Source organism: Curvibacter sp. Hmag1.1, assembly GCF_059769165.1.
The window spans coordinates 3,111,955-3,132,081 of the sequence record NZ_JBMBGX010000002.1; the positions used below are offsets into that span (position 1 = coordinate 3,111,955).

The 20,127-nt window shown below is 57.0% G+C and carries 10 protein-coding genes and 2 pseudogenes; 10 read left to right on the forward strand and 2 right to left on the reverse strand.

Annotated features, from left to right (window positions below; all coding sequences use genetic code 11):
- The 5 genes from ACOAP0_RS15270 to cysC all read left to right on the forward strand — a co-directional run bounded on the left by ACOAP0_RS15270 (nucleotide 1) and on the right by cysC (nucleotide 11,572).
- Nucleotides 1–8,505: an Ig-like domain-containing protein gene (locus tag ACOAP0_RS15270; protein WP_498391519.1), complete on the forward strand. Its 8,505-nt coding sequence runs from the start codon at nucleotides 1–3 to the stop codon at nucleotides 8,503–8,505.
- A gap of 24 nt (nucleotides 8,506–8,529) precedes the next feature.
- Nucleotides 8,530–9,123, forward strand: a complete 594-nt coding sequence (locus tag ACOAP0_RS15275) for a DUF6088 family protein (protein ID WP_498377100.1) — start codon at nucleotides 8,530–8,532, stop codon at nucleotides 9,121–9,123.
- Complete coding sequence (locus ACOAP0_RS15280; RefSeq protein ID WP_498377101.1) at nucleotides 9,116–10,150, forward strand: nucleotidyl transferase AbiEii/AbiGii toxin family protein; 1,035 nt, start codon at nucleotides 9,116–9,118, stop codon at nucleotides 10,148–10,150. The genes ACOAP0_RS15275 and ACOAP0_RS15280 overlap by 8 nt, the downstream gene beginning before the upstream one ends.
- Before the next feature lie 94 nt (nucleotides 10,151–10,244).
- Nucleotides 10,245–11,051, forward strand: coding sequence for a sulfotransferase family protein (locus ACOAP0_RS15285; protein WP_498377102.1), 807 nt, complete (start codon nucleotides 10,245–10,247; stop codon nucleotides 11,049–11,051).
- Nucleotides 11,048–11,572 carry an adenylyl-sulfate kinase gene (gene cysC / locus ACOAP0_RS15290; RefSeq protein WP_498377103.1) on the forward strand — a complete coding sequence of 175 codons (525 nt, stop codon included), beginning with the start codon at nucleotides 11,048–11,050 and terminating at the stop codon, nucleotides 11,570–11,572. Before ACOAP0_RS15285 ends, cysC begins: the two co-directional genes overlap by 4 nt.
- Nucleotides 11,573–11,967: 395 nt before the next feature.
- On the opposite strand, the pseudogene ACOAP0_RS15295 reads toward cysC, so the two are convergent.
- Nucleotides 11,968–12,087, reverse strand: a pseudogene (locus ACOAP0_RS15295) (IS3 family transposase); the annotation flags it as partial.
- Between the two features lie 465 nt (nucleotides 12,088–12,552).
- Between ACOAP0_RS15295 and ACOAP0_RS15300 the strand changes: the two are divergent.
- The 5 genes and pseudogenes from ACOAP0_RS15300 (at nucleotide 12,553) to ACOAP0_RS15320 (ending at nucleotide 18,292) form a co-directional block, all read left to right on the forward strand.
- Nucleotides 12,553–12,924 (forward strand): hypothetical protein, encoded by a 372-nt coding sequence (locus tag ACOAP0_RS15300; RefSeq protein ID WP_498377104.1) that lies wholly within the window; start codon nucleotides 12,553–12,555, stop codon nucleotides 12,922–12,924.
- Nucleotides 12,925–13,145: 221 nt separating this feature from the next.
- Nucleotides 13,146–13,751, forward strand: coding sequence for a hypothetical protein (locus tag ACOAP0_RS15305; RefSeq protein ID WP_498377105.1), 606 nt, complete (start codon nucleotides 13,146–13,148; stop codon nucleotides 13,749–13,751).
- A 2,491-nt stretch (nucleotides 13,752–16,242) separates the two neighbouring features.
- Complete coding sequence (locus ACOAP0_RS15310; RefSeq protein WP_498377792.1) at nucleotides 16,243–16,509, forward strand: HU family DNA-binding protein; 267 nt, start codon at nucleotides 16,243–16,245, stop codon at nucleotides 16,507–16,509.
- A gap of 201 nt (nucleotides 16,510–16,710) precedes the next feature.
- Nucleotides 16,711–17,858, forward strand: a pseudogene (locus ACOAP0_RS15315) (IS3 family transposase).
- Nucleotides 17,859–18,040: 182 nt separating this feature from the next.
- Nucleotides 18,041–18,292 carry a DUF6904 family protein gene (locus ACOAP0_RS15320; RefSeq protein ID WP_498377793.1) on the forward strand — a complete coding sequence of 84 codons (252 nt, stop codon included), beginning with the start codon at nucleotides 18,041–18,043 and terminating at the stop codon, nucleotides 18,290–18,292.
- A gap of 446 nt (nucleotides 18,293–18,738) precedes the next feature.
- Here ACOAP0_RS15320 and ACOAP0_RS15325 read toward each other — a convergent pair whose 3' ends face one another.
- Nucleotides 18,739–19,914, reverse strand: coding sequence for an acyltransferase family protein (locus ACOAP0_RS15325; RefSeq protein ID WP_498377106.1), 1,176 nt, complete (start codon nucleotides 19,912–19,914; stop codon nucleotides 18,739–18,741).
- Nucleotides 19,915–20,127 lie beyond the last annotated feature (213 nt).

Below are 20,127 nucleotides of genomic sequence, written 5' to 3' on the forward strand. Positions count from 1 at the left end.
CTGCCCGCCACCGACGCGGCGGGCCTGGCCCGGACAGCCCGGTGGACTGGCAGCAATGGTTACGGTGAGTTCAGCCTCTCCCCCACGGGGGAGTGGTCTTACACGCCTTTGCCTGCGGCCCTGACCACCTGGGTGCCGGGCCAGCGTTACACCGACAGCCTGAGCCTGACCACGCCGCAAGGGGTGGTCAAGCGCATCACGGTGCAGATGGCCGCCCAGACCAGCCAGCCGCAAGGCTCGGATGTGTTGTGGGAGCCCCGCCCCCGGGGCGATGGTTACACGGTGCTGCTGGGCAGCACCGTCACAGCCCAGTTGCCTGCGTGGACGTGGACGGACACCAGCCCGGCAGCCGCCCCCAATGGTGCGGCCGCCGGGGTGTCGCTGGGCACGCTCACGGCCACGCTGCACGGCAGCGACGGCGCTGTACCCAAGGGCGTGGCCATCACCGGGCTGGACAGCCATGCGCTACTGTGGTGGAGCACCGACAACGGGGCCACTTGGCAGCAGGTGCAGGCCACTGATCTGGCGGGCCGCGCTTTGCTGTTGCAGGACGACGGCGCGACCCGCATCGCCGTGGCTGCGGCCAATGGCTACACCACGGCAGTCAGTGGTTTGGCGCAGGCGCTGAGTTTCAGGGCCTGGAGCGGGCTGGACGCTGCGGGCCAGAAGGCCAGCAACGGCCTGTTGGTCACGGCCCCTGCGCAAACCGGGGTGGGCACGGCCTTTGGCGAGTTGCTGAACTCGGCCACCTGGGTGGTCACGGGGGCGGTGGCGGTGTCGGATGTGCGGCTGGTGCAAGACTCGGGCGTGCAGGGCGATGGCATCACCCGCAACCCGGCCTTGACCGCGCCTGCCAATGTGGCCTGGGGCGTGAGCGTGGACTACCGCTGGCAAAAGGACGGCGGCAACTGGAGCGACTGGCGCAGCAGCTACACCCCACCCGCCACCGACGGCAAAGCCGATGGGGCCTACACGGTGCAGGTGCGCCAGCGCAATGCGCAGGGCGAGTCGGCCACGCAGTCGCTGGCCTTTGTGTTGGACTCGCAGGTGGCGGCGCCCGTCGTCGCGACCCAGCAGCTGAGGTACATCCGGGTCTACCACAGCGATGCGCAGACCCCTTTGGCGTTGTCCGAGCTGAAGGTCATGTCCGGCAGCACCAACCTGGCGGCGGGCAAAACCGCCACCTTGAGCGCCGACAGCGGGTATGCGACCCACGGGGCCAACAACACGGCGGCCCTGACGGATGGCGGGGCAGATGGCTGGTGGAACGGTGCATCTGGCGCTGGCTCCAACATCACCGTGGCGGGTGGCAGCACCAAGCCCTACATGGAGCTGGATCTGGGGGCTTTGCAGAACGTGGACACGATCGTGCTGAGCAGTGTGGCCGATGTGTTCACCAAGGCGACCAATATCCGTGTTTACGCATCGGCCAGCAGCATGGCGGGCCAGACTTACAGCCAGTTGGCCAGCAACGCGAATGTGAAAAGTTTTGATGTGGCCAATTTGATGGGCCTCACGTCCACCTGGTCGGGTCTGGGGGTTGCAGCGCAGCCCATGCTCAGCGGCACGGGCGAGGTGGGTGCCACGGTGGACATTTTTGACACGGCAGCCGTCAGCGTCAGCAACACCAGCGGTCAGATTGGCAGCGCCGTGGTCCAGAGCGATGGGTCTTGGCGCTGGCAGGCCAGCAGCATCGTCAGCGGCAGCCACACCATCACCACGCAGCAGACCGACCGGGCGGGCAACAAGTCAGCGCTCAGCAGCGGCTACAGCTTCACGGTGAATGGCACGCTCATGGGCACGCCCGCGCTGGATGCCGCCAGCGACAGCGGCACGCTGGGCGACACCACCACCAATGTGACTGCACCCACCTTGGTGGGCATGGGCGTGAGCAGCGGCGGCAGTGTCGAGATTTATGACAACGGCAGCAAGGTCGCCACCGTGACCGCCACGGTCAGCCCCAGCGGCCCGCGCTGGACCTACACGCCCGCCAGCAGCCTGGCCAGCGGTGTGCACAGCATCACGGCCAAAGACGTGGGCACGGGCAAGACATCGGCGGCGTTGGCCCTGAACATCGACACCAGCGCGGCAGCGCCCAGCATCACCGCGCCCGCAGCCAGCATCACGAATGTGGCACCGGTCATCAGCGGCACCGGTGCCGAAGCATTTGCCACCGTCACGCTCATGGCCACGCCCAGCAGCGGTGCGGCGGCCCAGACCTTCATCACGGTGGCCGATGCCAGCGGGGCGTGGCGTTTGGACACGGGCATCAACACGGTGGCCGATGCCAGCGGGGCGTGGCGTGTGGACACGGGCATCAACACGGGCAGCAACGGCCTCAACACCGCCCTCAACACCGCCTTGGTGCCCAACCAGCTCTACACGCTGCGGGCCAGCCAGACCGACGTGGCAGGCAACACCAGCGCGCTGAGCAGCGCGCAGGCGGTGAACTACGACACCCTGGCGTTGGCCCCAACCATCAACCCTGTGCCCGCCAGTGTGGCCAGCATGTTCACGCTCTCGGGCACGGGCGAGGCGGGTGCCACGGTGCGGGTGTACGACGCGCAGGGGGGCAGCACGAACACCCTGGGCACGGCCACGGTGCAGGCCAATGGCAGCTGGGCCTTGTTGGCCCAAGGCTTGGCCGCAGGGGCACACAGCTTCCGGGCCGAGCAGACCGACCTGGCAGGCAACCGGAGTGGGCAGACCACCGCGCTGAGCAGTGCGGGGACCACGGACGTGACCGTGAGCACCAGCGCCTTGAGCGCGCCCATGCTGACCTTGGCCAGCGACAGCGGCGTTTTGGGTGATGGCATCACCAAGGTCACCACACCGAGCTGGAGCGGGCAGGCGGCAGCCGGTGCCACTGTGGAGGTGTGGGACAGCTTCAATGGGGTGAGCAGCAAAGTGGGCAGCGCCACGGCCAATGCCAGCGGTGTGTGGACGCTGGGCGCCACCACCAGCACGCTGGGCGAAGGCAAACACAGCCTGGTGGCCAAGGAGCTGGCCGCAGACGGTGTGACGGTACGCCGCACATCGGACGCGGCGGCGCTGACCATCGACACCACGCCGCTGGGCGTACCCACCATGGGCCTGACCAGCAGCAGCGACAGCGGTGCGGTGGGCGACAGCGTCACCAACGTGGTGCTGCCCACGCTCACCGGCACGGTAGACGCCAACGCTTGGGTCAATGTGTACCGGGGCGGCAGCACCTTGCTGGGCACGGCGCAGGCCAATGGCAGCGGGGTGTGGCGCTACACGGTGGGCACGGTGCTGGCCGACGGCACCATCGGTTTCACGGCCAGGCAACTGGACGCCGCAGGCAACGAGGGTGCGGCCAGCACGGTGCTGAACTTGTCGGTCGACACGGATGTGAGCAACACGGTTCGTTATCTGACCCTGGCCAAAGTGAGTGGGAACCTGGGGTTCTATCAACGGCTTCAAGAGATTGCGGTGTACACCGACAACGGCAAGAAGCTGGACTTGAGGGCGCTGGGGGGCACTGCCTTGAGCAATTACGGCAGTGTGCCGGGCTTGATTGACGGGGCAGGGGGCGATGTGACAATCGACAACCCGGGATCGTCTTTGTCGTGGGTGCGCATTGATTTGACGGGCTTTTACCGTGTGTCCCGCATTGAGGTCACGGTGGCCAGCGACAACCCGACCAGGTCAAACAATTACCAGGTTTACGGCTCCAGTTTTGACACAGGCACTGGCGGCGGCATCAACTACAGTGCATCGAACCCGCCATCGGCAGATGCACGGCTCAAGTACCTGGGCACAGTCAATGCCAGCACGCCCGGGCAAACCGTGGTGTTTGACCAAACTTTGCAAACCCTGGGGGTGTTGAATGTGACGCCATTGCAAAGTGGCGCACAAGGCGTAGCACCTGCCCCTGTTTTGCAGGGTTCGGGCGAGGCGGGTGCAAAGGTGGAAGTGTTTGACACGGTGGCGGGCATCCGGTCCAGCCTGGGCAGCACCACGGTGCAGGCCGATGGCAATTGGCGCTGGCAGGCCAGCGGCATCGTCAGCGGCAGCCACACCATCAGCGTGCAGCAGATCGATGTGGCAGGCAACAAGTCACCTGTCAGCAGTGCCTACAACTTTACGGTGGACAGCATGCTCATGGGCATGCCCACGCTGGATGCCGCCAGCGACCGTGGCACCCTGGGCGACTACACCACCAACTTGACTTTGCCGACCTTCAAGGGCATAGCCTTGAGCGTGGGCGATGGCAGCAATGCGGTGCAGGTGTGGGACAACGGCAAGTTGCTGGGCAACGCCACCATCGAGAGCGACAAGACCTGGAGTTTGACGCCGGGAAATCCTTTGGCCAGCGGCGTGCACAGCATCACCGTCACAGACGTGGCAGCGGGTAAAACCTCCAACGCATTGGCTCTGAACATTGACACGGTGTGCACGGTGCCTGTGATCAATGCGGTGGCCGACAGCGCTTCGGCCCCGGTCGTCACGGGCACGGGCGAGGCGGGGGCCACCATCACGCTCACGGCCACACCGGCAGACGGCACAGCGGTGCAGACCTTCACGGCGCGGGTCAAGGCCGATGGCACCTGGTCGGTGGACATCGGCGCTGTGCAGGGCAGCCAGGCCCTGGTGCAGGGCAAGGCGTACACGCTGTTTGCCACGGCCACCGATGTGGCGGGCAACACGGCCGCTGCAGCGGCGGTGCAGCATGTGCTGTACGACAACGTGATGAACGCGCAGTTGCAGGCCGCAGACTGGCGCATGGACCTGGCCAGCAAGGGCACGCTGGACGCAGGCGATGTGCTGCGGCTGACTTTTGACCAGGCGGTGGCGCTGACGACGGCCAGCTTGCCCACGGCGGTGTTGGGCACCGGGGCGCTGGTGGCGGCGGTGGAGCCTGTGGCAGGCAAAAGCCGGTTTTGGGATGTGAAACTGGGCACGGGCCAGACGCTGGGCGGCGCGGCGGCGGGTGTGACTGGCTCAGCACTGGCCCAGGCCTGGGCGTTGACGGGTGTGAGCGATGCCGTGGGCAACGCGGGCACGGTCAATGTGGGGGCAGGCAGTTTGACGGCACTGACCGCGCAGGTGCAGGCCAAACAAGCGCCCTCCTGGCAGGTGAGCATGGCCGATGTGCAGGACGCGGGCACGCTGGTGCAGGGCTGGGCCACGCCCAGCGCAAGCCTGAAGCTGAACTGGGGTGGGCAGGTGACGGCTGCCTTCACTGCCGATGCGCAGGGCTATTGGTCGTACAGCTTCTACAAAAACGAGTCTTATTTTGGGCGCAAGGTGCCGCAGCTGGGCACCGACCAGACGATGAGCCTGCTGCAGGTGAACGCCGACACCAGCACGACCACGCTGTGGTCGCAAACGGCGCGGGTGGAGAGCACGCCGCAAGCCACCGCCATGGCCTTGCCCGCAGGGGCCACGGCGCGCCCGCTGAGTGTGCAGCTAGCGGTGCGCGCCGGGCGCAGTGTGGCGCTGGATGTGCGCGACGCGACCCAAGACATGCCGGCAGGCACCTGGCAGGTGCGGGTGGCGGGCCTGGCGGCGTACCACACGCTGAACCGTGGCAGCCGCGACAGCGCAGGCGTGTGGACGGTGGACGCCAGCGACTGGGCCGACTTGCGCGTCAACACCACGACGAACACGGTGCAAGAGGACCGGGTGCTGACGCTGAGTTACCAGCAAAAGCAGGGCAGTGGGCCGACCGCCACCTGGGTGACGCAGCGGCAAGCGAGTGTGGGCTTGTCGGTGGTGCCGTGGGTGCAAATTGCGGCAGGTGTGCCGACCGTGGACGCGCAAGGCTTCACGCAGGTGCAGCAGGTGTGGAACTTGGGCTTGAAAGGTCTGAACGGTGCGGGCATCACCATTGGCATCCATGAAGGCACGTCTATCGACATCAACAATGTCAACAACTTTGAACTGGGCAATGTGTTGGCGGGCACCTACACCACCAACGGCTACTATCACGGGCATCGTGTGGGTCAGCGTGCCGTGGGCAACTTTGATGGGCCGTTTGTGGGCATTGCCTACGGGGCCAACATCAGGTGGTATGACGCGCCTTTGGGCATGGACGTGACCAACTGGAGTGTGAGCACGGGTGCTCTCGACCGTTGGGCTTGGAACGATGTGGATGTGACGCAACGCAATGGCTTGGGGAATGTGTGGGCCGTTGCGGGCTCGAACTACGATGGGTATATGACCGCACTGATGAGAAGCACCAAAGGTGTGACAGGCATCACCGTGACGGCAACTGACCCTGTGTCGGGCGGGTGGGGTGGCCTCAGTACGGGGCCAGGTTTGTGGGTGGCGCATCCGGCCTGGAGCACCAGTGAGGCCACACCCAGTGTGTCGGGGCAGGCAGCGATGATGCTGCAAGCCAACCCTGGCTTGGGCACGCGGGATGTGAAGAACATCTTGGCCCTGGCCGCCACCTACTACACCACGGCCACGCCGCTGGATTCGTTTGCGCTGAACGGTGCCCGCAGCCTGAACGGGGCAGGCCTGCATTACTCGACCTATGTGGGGTTTGGCGTGAGCAATGTGTTCAACGCGGTGCGCTTGGCCGCCGACTGGCTGGCCGACGGCAGCGCGCCCAAGGTGATGACGAATTGGCAAACCAATTCGGCCACGGTGGCCACCACGCCGGTGAGCGTGGCCAAGACGGCGAACACCGTCACCACGGTGAGTGTGGTGGTGACGGACGATGTGAAGCTGGAAGCGCTGCAGATCATGTGCAACATCAACAGTGACTCGTTTGACAAGATGCGCATGGTGGTGACTTCACCCTCGGGCACCCAGAGCGTGTTGGCCAATGGCACCTCAGCAGCGAGCTTCAATGACATGTTGCTGATGACGAGCAACGCGTTTTTTGGTGAGTCGAGCAGGGGCACCTGGAAGGTGAGCTTTGAGTTCAATGCCGATGCCACTTCGGCGGGGGCTGTGAGCAATTTGTATCTGCAGCTGTTTGGCGTTGTGAACGAGGTGAATGACAAGTACGTGTACACCGACCAGTTTGGCCTGCACTGGCAATTGGCCGATACGCGCACCCGGGCCCAGATGGGCTGGTTGAGTGACCTGAACGGTGGCAATGACAGCCTGATGTTGTCGGCCATGAACACCGATGTGCAGGTGCATTTGGGGCGGCACGGTTGGTTGACCTCGCCCAGCTACAAGGTGCTGATGGCCCCGGGCACGCGGATCGAGAACGCGTTTGGCGGCGATGGCAGCGATGTGCTGGTGGGCCTGCCAAATGCCAAGAGCATTTTGCGCGGCAACGAGGGCAACGATTTGCTGCTGGCCTATGGTTCGGGCAGCACGCTGGATGGCGGCAACGCCGACGACTGGCTGTGGCTGGGTGGCAACACCAGCGCCACCGGCGGGCAGGGCAATGACCGCTTTGTGGTGTTCCAGGGCGAGGGCACGCTGACCAGCACGGCGGCGGTGCGTGCGCGCATGAGCGACTTTGACGCGACGCAAGACAGTTTGATGGTGTACAACACGGCGGGCAACTTCAAGCTGGCGCAGTTTGATGCGTCGGGCAATTTGTCGGGCTGGGCGGCGGTGAGCAACGCCAGCGTGTTGCAGACCTTGCGCAGCCAGTTGGCGCAGTCGGATGCCCCCGATGTGCTGGGCGTGGCGGTGTCGGGCAGCGCGTCGGCCCCGACCTTGACGCTGACCTGGGACCAGAGCCCATTGCACCCCACGGGCAGCACGGTGGGCAGTTATGCCGGCTGGAAGCTCAATGGCGTGGCGCCTGCGGCGGCCACGCTGACGGGGGGCAGTTTGAGCTTGGGGTACAGCGGCGTGGGCACTGGCACAGGTGTGTATGTGCTCGACACGTCGGACTCGCAGCTGTATTCCACATTGGGCGTGAAGTTGGGCTATCAAAAAATCTATGTGGGCAGCGCGGGGGCCGACACAGTCGATGCGTCGGGCCAGAGCGCGGCCGTGGCGGTGTTTGGGCAGGGCGGCAGCGATGTGCTCACGGGCGGCGCAGGCGCCGACCTGCTGGTGGCTGCGGGCCTGACAGCGGCCAATGTGCAGGTGCGCATGATAGGCGGGCAGGGCGCAGATGTGTTCCGCCTGGATATGGGCATTGGCAATGTGGGCAGCGGCAGTGTGGGGGGGGGGCAGTGCAGGCAGCGGCAGCGCCAGCGGCCGCCTGCAGGTGAGCGACTTCAGCTTGGCACAAGGCGACCGCCTGGACCTGGACGCGCTGCTGCAAACCATAGCCCACACCCAGTTTGTAGAAGACTGCGTGCAGATCAGCCGCCAGAACAACGACGCCGTGCTGGCCTTCGACCTGTCCGGCCAAAAAGCCTTTGCCACCAGCGCCTTCACCGTGCTGCTGGACAACGTCTACACCCAAACCACCGACATCACCCTGCGCACCCTGACCTACGGCAGCGGCATGGGTGCGGTGTTGGGGTGAAGTGCGTTGTGCTGTTGGAGATGGTATGGATGCCTCCCTCCCTCCTTCGGGAAGGGGTAGTGGTCTTTTGTCAGAAAATAATTTAAACTTCTGACAATCGGAGCCTGACCATGAGCCAAATTGTTTTGTCCATCCTTTCCCAAGCGCAATCTCTCCCTGAGGGGGGACTGCTTTCGCCCAAGGAGTTTTTGCATCTGGGTTCGCGGGCGGCCATTGATCAGGCGCTTTCTCGTCTGGCTCGTGAAGGAAAGCTGCTCAGGGTGGGGCGCGGTGTCTACGCCCTGCCTGTTCAGGGGCGTTTTGGTGTGCGTCCCCCTTCTGCCGAGTCCGTGGTTGAAGCGATTGAGTGCGCCAGTGGCGAGACTGTGGTGGCCAGCGGGGCGGCAGAGGCCAATGCTTTGGGATTGACCACACAGGTTCCCACTCGTGAGGTTTACCTGACTTCGGGGCCTTCCCGGCGGTTGAAACTGGGAAATCGGGAGGTTGAACTCAAGCACGGCAATCGCTGGCAAATGCTGCTGGGCAAACGCCCAGCTGGCAAAGCGATTCGTGCGCTCATTTGGCTTGGCTCTGAGCAGGCTCCCGTGGCTCTGAGGGTTCTCAAAAACAATCTGCCCAGTCTGGAGTGGGGTGCCTTGCATCAGGCACGAGCGGGCTTGCCGAGCTGGATGGCCAAAGCGGTCAGTGAGGTGAACATTGGCTGATGCATGGGGCACCCTGAGCCGCGAAGATCAGGCCGAAGCGCTCGAAGTGGCTGCCGCACAGACGGGCCGCCCGCCGCACCTTCTGGAAAAAGACATCTGGGTGGTATGGACGTTGTCGGCTCTTTACGAGTCAGCGCTGGCGAACAAATTGACGTTCAAAGGTGGGACCTCGCTGTCCAAGGTTTACAAGATCATTGACCGGTTTTCTGAAGACATTGACCTGACCTTCGATATTCGAGAGCTTGTTCCAGATTTGCTGCGCGACGGCAATCCGATTCCTGCGTCCCCGAGTCAAGCCAAAAAAATCACAGCCCATGTCCGCGACCGATTGCCGCAGTGGATTGAAGGTGAAGTACTGCCCATTCTGCAGACCGTCTTGCAACGCGATGGTCTGCAGGCCCATCTGTCATGGGGTGGTCATGAGAAAGAAAAGCTGATCTTGGCCTACGAGCCCATCAAGGTCGGTACTGGCTATGCGGCATCCACCATTCAACTGGAGTTTGGTGGGCGGGCCACAGGTGAGCCACACCAGTGTCATGGCGTCACATGCGACATGGCATTGGCCATACCTGGCCTGGTGTTCCCGGTAGCTCAGCCGTTGGTGATGGCCGCCGAGCGAACTTTTTGGGAGAAAGCCACGGCAGCGCATGTGTATTGCCGACAAGGTCGGCTGCGTGGTGAGCGCTACTCGCGGCATTGGTATGACCTGGCCGCGATGGTCAACTCAGGGCATGCCCAATCGGCGATGAATGACCTTGAACTTGCCCGCGCCGTGGCCGAGCACAAGGCCATGTTTTTTGCTGAAAAAGATGCCCACAAAAATCCGATTGACTACAAAGCAGCCGTAGGCAGTGAAATTCAGATCATTCCTGAAGGCACTGCGCTGCAGGCGCTTGAATCAGACTATGCGGCCATGTTGGAGGATGGCTTGCTTTCCACACATCAGCCCAGCTTCCAGGAAGTCATGTCCATTTGCAAGCGGTTGCAAGACCAAATGAACCAGCACGCTCCATTGGTTCCCAACTGATGGGTGTTTGTGAGAGAGCCCTGTCTTCTGTGGGCGCCGCTCCCACAAGGCACCGCTCCCACTCGGGGCGAATAAATTTAAAGGAGGTTTTTGAATGACGATGCATTTCATTTCGGGCTTGCCCCGTTCGGGCTCGACTTTGCTCAGCGCGGTGTTGCGGCAGAACCCGCGCTTCAAGGCAGACATTTCCAGCGGTTTGCATGGTGTGCTGAACGCCGCTTTGCCTTTGTTGAGTCTGGAGGAGTTGGCTTCGACCACAGACAATGCTTTGCGCCGGCGTGTGCTGCTGGGCCTGTTTGATTCGTTTTATCCGGAGCGCCATGACCAGGTGGTCTTTGATACCCAGCGCATGTGGACGAGCCATTTGCCCTTGCTGGATGAGTTGTTTCCGGATGCGCGGGTGGTGTGCTGTGTGCGCGATCTGGGTTGGGTGCTGGACAGTGTGGAGCAGATGCTGGCCAAGAACCCGATGCAGATGTCGGCGATTTTTGCGCACCAACGGTTGGAGTCGGTGTACCAACGCGTGGAGCACATGATGAACCTGGCCACGGGTTTGGTGGGCAAGCCGCTGACCAGTTTGCGTGAGGGGTGGTTTTCCAACTTTGCGCACAAGCTGGTGGTCGTGCCTTATGACCATTTGACGCTGCACCCTGTACGCACGCTCAAGGCTTTGTATGAGGTGCTGGATGAGCCGTGGTACGAGCATGATTTCAATGCCCTGGAGTTTGATGCCCCCGAGCGCGATGCCGCCCTGAACATGCCGGGCTTGCACAGGGTGGGCAAACAATTGCGTGCGCCCCGCGATGTGCCGGGCATTCCGCCCGACCTGTTCAACAAGTATGCAGGGTCTCAATTCTGGAAGACAGAAAACCAAAATCCGCAAGGGGTGTTGGTGTTATGAAGCCGTGCTGTTTTTGGATGACGGGCCTGTCGGGCGCAGGCAAGACCACTTTGGCCCACGCGATGCGCGAGCGCGTCAATGCCGATGGCGTGGTGCGTCTGGTGGTGCTGGATGGCGACGAGGTGCGGGCCAGTTTGTGCAAGGACTTGGGCTTCAGCGCGGCAGACCGGCAGGAGAACAGCCGCCGATTGGCCGCCATGGCCCGGTTGTTGGTGGACGCCGGTTTGGTGGTGGTGGTGAGCGCGATTTCGCCGTACCGCGCTGCGCGTGAGAGTGCGCGAAGTGCTTTTGTGGAAGGCACTTTTTGGGAGGTGCATGTGGCCACGCCTTTGCAGACGTGCATGGCCCGCGACGTGAAAGGCCTGTACCGCAAAGCCCGAGAGGGCAGTCTTGGCAACTTGACGGGGGTGGGCGCTGACTACGAAGAACCCCTGACACCTGATATCCGTGTGCTGGGCGAGGGCGATATCCACGAGGCGGTGTCATTGCTGCTGGATAAATTGGGGTTAGATCTCAATTAATTCTGTTGTGGCAGCGGCGCCCTCGCCGCGAATCGGGCCTGATATTCCACTGCGATAAGGGAAGTCAACATTGCAGATACGAATTCCAGGACGAATTGGATCGATGGAAAATCCGTTCATCCACGAGCCGCACAGGCAAATGCTGGGACAAAGCGCCGTTCTAAACCCTCTGGGGTCGCCTGATGACAGCATGCATTCATGGTCAATAACTCGCTTTGGTTTGGCAGGCAAAGAATGCGATGCTGAACTGGATCGAATTCAACTATAACTCTAGGCTCCATTCGAACCTGTGGAATCTCAGTCCAATGCAATTCGAACAACGCTGGTACGAGGCAAAGCGGAAAAAGGCTGCGAATTCGCTGAGCTGAGCGCTACAAGATTCAAGGGAAATGTCACCAAGCGTACCCCGCAGCCTGTCCTGAGCGAAGTATGCCTCGATTTTTTGCTATGTCGCGCTTCATTCGCAACTGAGCAGCATCTACCCACTGCCGGGCAAGCGCCATCTGCTCTGGGGTATTCACTGTAGGTCCCGCTTTCGCTTCAACTCTACGCAGTTTGACACGATCTTGGCGTGTCTAATTGCTCTGGCTTGCCTTAGGGATATTCAATACTTTAACCACCACCGAAATTGCCGTGCCGGACTTGACCTGGCAAACAGCCTCTGGCTTGAATACCATCGTGTGCATATCACATGATTGTTATTCAAAAGCAAAGAACTCGATATTTAGGGGACAACCAGGGGCCCTTGCTTGCACGTCTCTTTACCAGTCAGCTTGAGTTTCAAGGGGGATTGCTTCCTCTACATATTTTCCAAAAAAATTCCAACCAGCAATCTGTTCGGAACTTGCACTCGATTAAGTATTGTTACATTGTCTTGTTATACACAATTCTACGTTCCCAAGTACCATCCGCCACCTACTATCGACAACCGTTGGCTATGAGTTTTGCAGAGCGTCCGGAAGGACAAGGAGAACTATCGAATGTCATTGAGTACGCTGCTTTTCGTCGTGGCCATCTCGGTCATCGTGCTTGGATTTCACCTGCTCGTAAAAGGTGGAATGAGTAAGACCACCATTAAAATCACAGGTATTGGAGAACTCTCAACCACTTCGCTGGGCTTAGCTACACTCGTTGTCGGCGTTCTGCTCTCCTATATTTGTATTTCGTTTGACGAGAAGATCGAAGGTGCAGCCCAAGCCCGTCAGTCGCAGGAGCGGCAGGCTGCTTCCAGTTTCGCACCGCTCGCGCCATTACTGAATGTGAGCCAGTCCTCTACTGGCAAAGGCAGTCCCAACATTATCAATAGTGGATCAGCGATCTTGCAGGTAGATAAATCCGGTGACGGTATATGAGATCGCGTAACGTCATCATTACGGCGCTGTCGCTGGTCGTTGCGCTGCCGGCTTATGCGTTGAGCGGGGTAACCGCGTCCCAAAAGGCAGCGAAGGTGGTGGAGGCCCAAATACAGCAGTCGTCATCTGGTCGCTGTAGTCCAAATATCATTGGAAACTCTGGCCACATTCAGATATCGTTATTTTGCTGGGAGTCCGTTTCCTCGAGGCCGAGTACGCGTATGACCTCGCTGGAGATTTCGCAGGAGCGGCTACTGCTGGCCCAGAATCCGACGGAATTACGCATCACCAACGCCTATTTGCAAAGCTGGCTATCTGACAGAGAACGAGTGAGCCTGACGCTGGAATTCGAGAATCCGCGCTCCATTCCGATCCCTGAAATCGAAATCGACTTCCTCGATCCAAAAAGCGGCGTAAGCATTCCGATGCTCAAGCCGATCCCGTTCACGCGTAGTCAGGTTTATCGCGAAGCTGGTTCGAACAAGTTCAGCTTGGCGGCCGGTGGGAAAACGGCTCTGCCAGTTGCGTTCCTCGACGAGATTATTGATCGCCACTCTCCTGGTACGGGCTTGTGTGCATTTGATGCTGCGGTGACTTTAGATGCACCTGGCACAGATAGGTTCACCAATAATTCTTTGCAATCAAACATTGGCGCGAGTCGAATTCGGTACAAATCCCTACTGGTGCGCGCGCGCTTCAACTCGATTTTTAATCAGCAACTCTCGTCGACCTACTGGGTGTGGATTGTCTATGGTCAAGGTAGCGAAGGTTCGCAGTTCTGGTACCCGAGCAAGAAAGTCTGGAACCCGCTGACATGCGCCCTCTGATTGTTGGCAGCACAATGGGCATAACAGCCCTACTTGGGGCATCAAAGAAATGTGGCAGCTGCTAGCTTTGTCTGTAAATGTAAAACGGACGTCAAGTGACGCGATTTCTTGTGGCTTCATGCCTGGCTGCTTGCATTAAATGTGGTGTTCCTAAGTTTCTGGCCGGTCTCATAAGGCTTGCTCCCGTTTGCTGAGAGGCAAAACTAAGCAAGCGCGCCTCACACACAGAAATTCAGCCATTCTCATACTCATTAACCATAAACGCCGAGGAGGCCATTCGTATGGGGGCAGTTGTGCGTCTGAGCTGCATGTTGTGCCATTTCGCGTCGGCGAGTCGGCTTCGATTCATTCTTGTGAGAGCCTGGCTAACGATCTCGGACTTGAGTTTCTCTTCGAAATACAAGTTTTTTAGGAGCCGGAACTCGTCTTCGTTTCCCATCTTGCGCGCCAACATGGAGTTGTTCATACCGCCGAACTTGGCATATCACATGTAACAGGTGGTGGTGCTGATACTCAATCCCCGATAAATCTCAGACTCAGGAAGGCCGACTTAGACACGTTTGATTAAATCAAAGAATTGGCTGCCGGCAAATTTCGACTTCTTCTCATAAAAAACTCAACTTTCTAGTCTATTGATTTTTGCGGGGGATTATCCAGCAATGATCATTTGCTTGCCACTATTCCTGTCCGCGTCTACTGAAGGTGCTTGCCCTTACTTCTTTGCAAACCAACACTGGCAACTTAGAGATTCGCAAATTCAACGAACAGATTTGTAATAGAGCTTGACTTCCTGGAACGAGACTTCCCTCTCATAAGCCAATACGGTCTACTCAAAAACATCTAAACCGTATCGGAACAAACCCTTATTTTCAATAGAAATGTATTCGCCTGTACAAATCGGACAATCCTACGCGCCTTAATTTGTTTGAATCAGAAAGTGCACCTTGGTAGTTTATCAAAAAGCAATATTTTAACGATTAAAGCCGGCCGATACCTTTTAAATGTGATTCCAATCTGTTGAAGGTGTATTTTCGCATATGGTAAAAATAAAATTTAATTGGACTCGTCATCATTTGCAAATTTTTCCTAACTGCTGTGCGATCAATTATTGTCGAAAAAATAGACGGCACTTCCAAGTAAGCAATATAGATCAAAAAGACAATAGATTTGTTGATGCAAGCACTTGTATGCAACTATTTGGCAATTAAAATCTATTAATTCATTAAGTTCTCATAAAAATGATCATCGTTGGACAACGGAGCTTGTTTAAAAGGCAATTCATGAAAAAGCCTGCTGAAAATCTAGCACTTAATCGGCGATCAACTGATAAGTCTGAAGCTTGCCAAGCCCAGAAGTTGCAGCTGCCTTTATGGAGATCCTTGAAGGAAACGATGAAATTGCATAGTGCCGAATCTTAGTTGTGGAAGGAGAAAGTCGATGTTTTTCACATCAACCCTTCGAAATACATGGGCCTATTGCAGTAAACCGATGTTCATTTTTTTTCACCAACTATAGGAAGAAATTATCGTTGGATGGCGAAGTTACTAAGCCATGGTATCGAGCTCTCTAGGCCCCTGATTTTAGTTGAAGGAAATGAAAACGTTGTCCGTGAATTCATTAACCAGAAGCAAGTGTTTGAATTCAATCCGTTTCTTTAGGTGCTTACGCCGTCCGCTGGCTGAATTAGTGAAGATGGTATAACTAAGATTTGTGCAAATTGAGAGTTAGCCAAGTTTGATTTGATGTCAGAACCAAGTTCGATATTTATGAATGAAAAACTTTGAGCCTGTGATTTATTCACGTTTGACCTTACCCCATTTTCATTTAGAAAGAAGCGGTAAAAGCAACCTCTGATAGTTTCTCTACGTCCCCTTTCACTTAGTAGCAACTGTATACATTCATAGGGCTATCGGGTGACTGGAGAAAAGACGAGGATTGAATATGGGCTTGCTCGCATTATCTCCGAATGATGAATTTTTAAGGGTGAATGGCAGTCATATAGAACGCCTGACCCAGCGAGCAGTGTTTACAGATATTTGTGAATCCAAGGATCATCATCCTGTTTAGACACGTCTCATGGCATCACGTCGAGTTTTATTAAATTTGCCCGTACAGCCTCTAGTTGTGATTATTAAACGTAGGAGGTGCCTGAGCGTTCTTTTTGAATATTATTAGTAGTGTGAATAGATTAATTTACTTCTATTTCTATTGATTGATTTTTAATTAAATATCAGGAATTGAAGATGAACTTTTCTTTGAAAAATTTCTTTCGTTAAAATTTTTATCAATAATTAGTCGCCATGCAAAGAACTATCCTTAAATCATGTCAAGTAATAAATTTATTTATTACTCGTATATACACTTATCTTCTTGTTGAATTCTGAGGCCCGGCCTGTCTATCAGGTTATTTTAAATATATTTTGACTGTGCGAAGTGCGCTAAAGACCAATGAAAAAGATATTCCAATTAATCTTCAATTTTAATTCCCGAAATTGCTGCCAGATTAATTTATGTTGATGAACAGGGTGCTGAATTGGCAGTCCGATTGAATTGGGAAGCTATGACTGATGCGCTTAAAAAGGGACGTCGCATTGAAGTTCGAAAATTCGGTATCTTGCAAACGAAAGTACGAAGTGCAGTTGTTTATCGCAATTCCCGTACTGGTGAAAAGCTGCAAAAACGCCAATCGAAGGTAGTTCATTTTAAGGAAGGGAAAAATCTACGCATGCAGTTGTTGATCAGTTGTAGCAATTTGTGATACCAGTAGTGCCGCCACAAATGAAGAATGCTGAGATAAAGGCAGACTCCGAGCTTATTCCCTACCTGGTTAACGAGAACTATTTTGGCCGGATATAGGACTACGCCGTGCGTGCCCGGCTTGCAAGGCCGAAGTTGCTTTGGGCTGCTGCCGGTATCAAAGACACTTTGTTAAGGTTGTCGATGAAACTGGAGATTGCAAATGGCAACGAGAAGGCAATTCAGCCGGGAATTCAAGGTTGAAGCTGTAAAGCTTGTAACTGAACGCGGGGTTGGCGTGAGCCAAGCAGCACGGGATTTGGATGTGGGGGATACGGTTCTACGCCGTTGGATGTGGGAGCTGACGCAAGACCCGCAGCAGGAATTTCCTGGCAAATGTGTCATGAAGCCCGAACAAGCCGAGATTGACAGGCTGCGCAAGGAAGTCGCCAAGCTCAATATGAGTCGCGACATACTAAAAAAAGCCGCAGCCTACTTCGCCAGGGCATCGATGTGAGATTCGAATTTGTGGCGAAGCACCGAGTGGCTTGGCCAGTGGGTTTGATATGCGAGTCGCTCGGTGTCTCACGCAGCGGCTTTTACGCATGGTTGAGCAGGCCCAGAAGCCTATGCAGCCAACCCGATGAGGTTAAGTGCACGCTGGTGCTTCAAAGCTTCCTTGGCAGCGACAAGACCTATGGAGCACGACGTGTGTGACATGACGTCCTGACCTTGGCTCACAACTGTGGCCTGCATCGGATTGAACGTCTCATGCGTGAGCAGGCTTTGCGGGCACACCACGGGCGCCATGGACTTCCACAAGACCGAGGCCAGCGCAGCTCGATTGCTGACAACATTCTGGACCGGCAGTTCCAGGTTGAAGCGCCCAACCAGAAATGGGTTGTTGACTTCACCTACATCTGGACGGCTGAGAGTTGGCTCTACGCAGCTGCGGTTCTGGACCTTTACTCACGGAGAATCGTGGGCTGGTCAATGCACGACAGCATGACCTAGCAACTGTTGGCCGAAGCCTTGATGATGGCGTTGTGGCGTCGGGGTAAACCGGTGGCGCTGCTGCACCACTCGGAACAGGGTAGCCCGTACACCAGCGAGCACTTCCAGCAACTGCTCAAGGAATAAGGCATCACATGCAGCATGAGCCGCGCTGGCGAGGTCTGGGAAAACTCGGCCATGGAGAGCTTCTTCAGTTCGCTCAAGACCGAACGCACAGCCGGGAAGGTCTATCGAACCCGAGAGCAGGCACGCGCCGATGTGTTTAATTACATTGAACGGTTCTACAACTCTACGCGTCGGCATTCCACATTGAGGTACGTAAGTCCGATACAGTTTGAGGAAGCTTTAAATGCTTAGGTCGGTGTCCACGGGACCGGCAGCAGCCCAATTTTCATAGTTCAGCTTGCTATGCTACGTGGAGCTGCAGCAAACGTTCCAACGCAAAGGGTTCTTCAAGCAAATCTCTACCGGCTTGAAGCTTGTGCAGAAAGTGCACTTAAGAGCTGGATGAAAATATCGCATCGAAGCTTGGTGAGTGGATTAATCAGTGCACCACATTCCCTAGTAACTTTCTCATGGAATTCGTGTCCTATCAAACACGTTCATTCTTGTACACCAATACAACTCGTAAAAGCCGAGTTAAAGCACTTCCCATAATTATGGATAGCCTTTCACCATACTCGCCGGCGTACAGGGCATACGAGAAGGAAGTACATTTAATAGCTGAAAAGGAGAAATGCCGTCCTGATGATCTCCGTGATGTGGCTGAGTGGCCCGAATTTAAATGGTAGGCATGTAAGTAGATATCAGTGAATATCGCATTGGCTTATTGACTTTGCGATATTGTTTTGTATCAGAGGGTGAACTAAACACTGAAATATGGTACGGTCAAAAATTCGTGCACGAGTCGCGCATAAGCTACCAAGCAGTTGACAATGCAGAGCCTTATCGATCTTCCGCACTCATAACAGCGCGGTTTATGGCAGCATGGCCCCGTTAGCGGTCTTCCAGCGTTTTAGAGCCTCCAAAATGAAGACACAATCGCGCAATACCGCCACAACGGTCCCAAACTTTGCAGTTTCGCGCAGGGGCTTATGCTGTCGCTGAACAAAGGTGGAAGAGCATGCCGGCGTGTTCGCAGTGAAAAGAAATGGCCACGGTGACACTACGCAGAAAATCCCAAAAGCGCTCTGCCTGCAAGGCTATAGCTTCAGCCCTTCTCGCAGCGGTGCCCGTTTCAGGTCAAGTCAGCCCCGGCAGGCGTCACCTGCGGCGACCGAAGGTGGCGTTTACCATTCAACAGTGAGCTGACCCATGTATGACGCACCAACCGATGGTAACTGCCCATGCAGACCAGCGTGGTCGCAACTACGTTGACGGTAATTTTTAATAGTGCGGGCAGTGGCATTTGGTACAGCAAGGCACCAAAAATAATGGTGAATGGGAAATGCAGCAGATAGACCCAATAGGCGCTATCTGACAAATAGCCCAGCACCACATTGCGTGAATGCAAGAACTTGAGTGCTAGACCGATGCAAGCAAAGCTCCACAGCCAGCCCGCGCAGTGATAGCTGTAAGCACCCAACAGGTCCGGCCAGTGCCGATGCGCAAGCACACCAGTACCAACGAAAAACACCAGTCCTGCAGCGGCATATAGCCCACAGCGACGTTGGAACTGCGCGAACAGCTCTGTCTTGTGGCCATGAAGCATCAGACCAAAAACGAAGAACAACCCGTTGTGCAACCACTCGTTCCAAGGAGGCAGAAATGCGCCCGAAGACACCAGGAGCCCGCGCGGGTAACTCGCACCCGCAGCCAGCAGGGGAAGTGCGAGCACCGCAAATCCCCACGGCTGGCGGGCCAGCGATGCGAGCACGGATGCTGCCGGTGTGAAGCAGGCGCGCGGCAGACGTAGTAGTACCGAAGTGGCCACGCAGAACCACAGCAGCATCCAGAGAAACCACATGTGCACGGTGTTGGGTCCTTGGGGGACCGGCAGATTCGAGATCACGGTCTCATCTAGCCCCCATCGGCCCAACGCGATACGATTCAGGAAGGTCAGCGCGGCGAGACCCGACGCCACCCATAAAAAAGGCCAGAACAACACGAACGGCAGCGCGAGTCGTGCCAGCCGGTGGCGCAACAAGCCGCTCGGACCACGCGACTGGGCCAGTAGCATGGCAAAAAAACCGGCGAGGATGAAAAAAACAGGCATGCGGAACGCATGGATAGAAGTCATCAGTAGGTCCGCAAGAATCGTGCGCTGCTCATCTCGCCAGATGATCGGCGTCTGCTCAAAGCCGTAGATCGCTGAGACATGCAGCACGATGCCCAACCACATTAGGATGGCACGAAGGTTGTCCAAAGCATGCAGGCGTACTCTTGCAGTTGCGGTTGGTGGGCGTTCACTCATTGTTCGATATTTAGGACATATTTAGGTGATGGCACCCGCCACAAAATAAATTTCAATCTCACCCTTCCCCTTGGCTCCTACTTTGGCCCGCCATTTACACTGGAGCTCCACTGGGAGCAAATCCTAGGTGCTGGCCAAGTCATTCACGCACTAGGCTTCTTCGACTCACCATGCGCGAGAACATGGTCAGGGCTTCGCCAATTACACCGACTT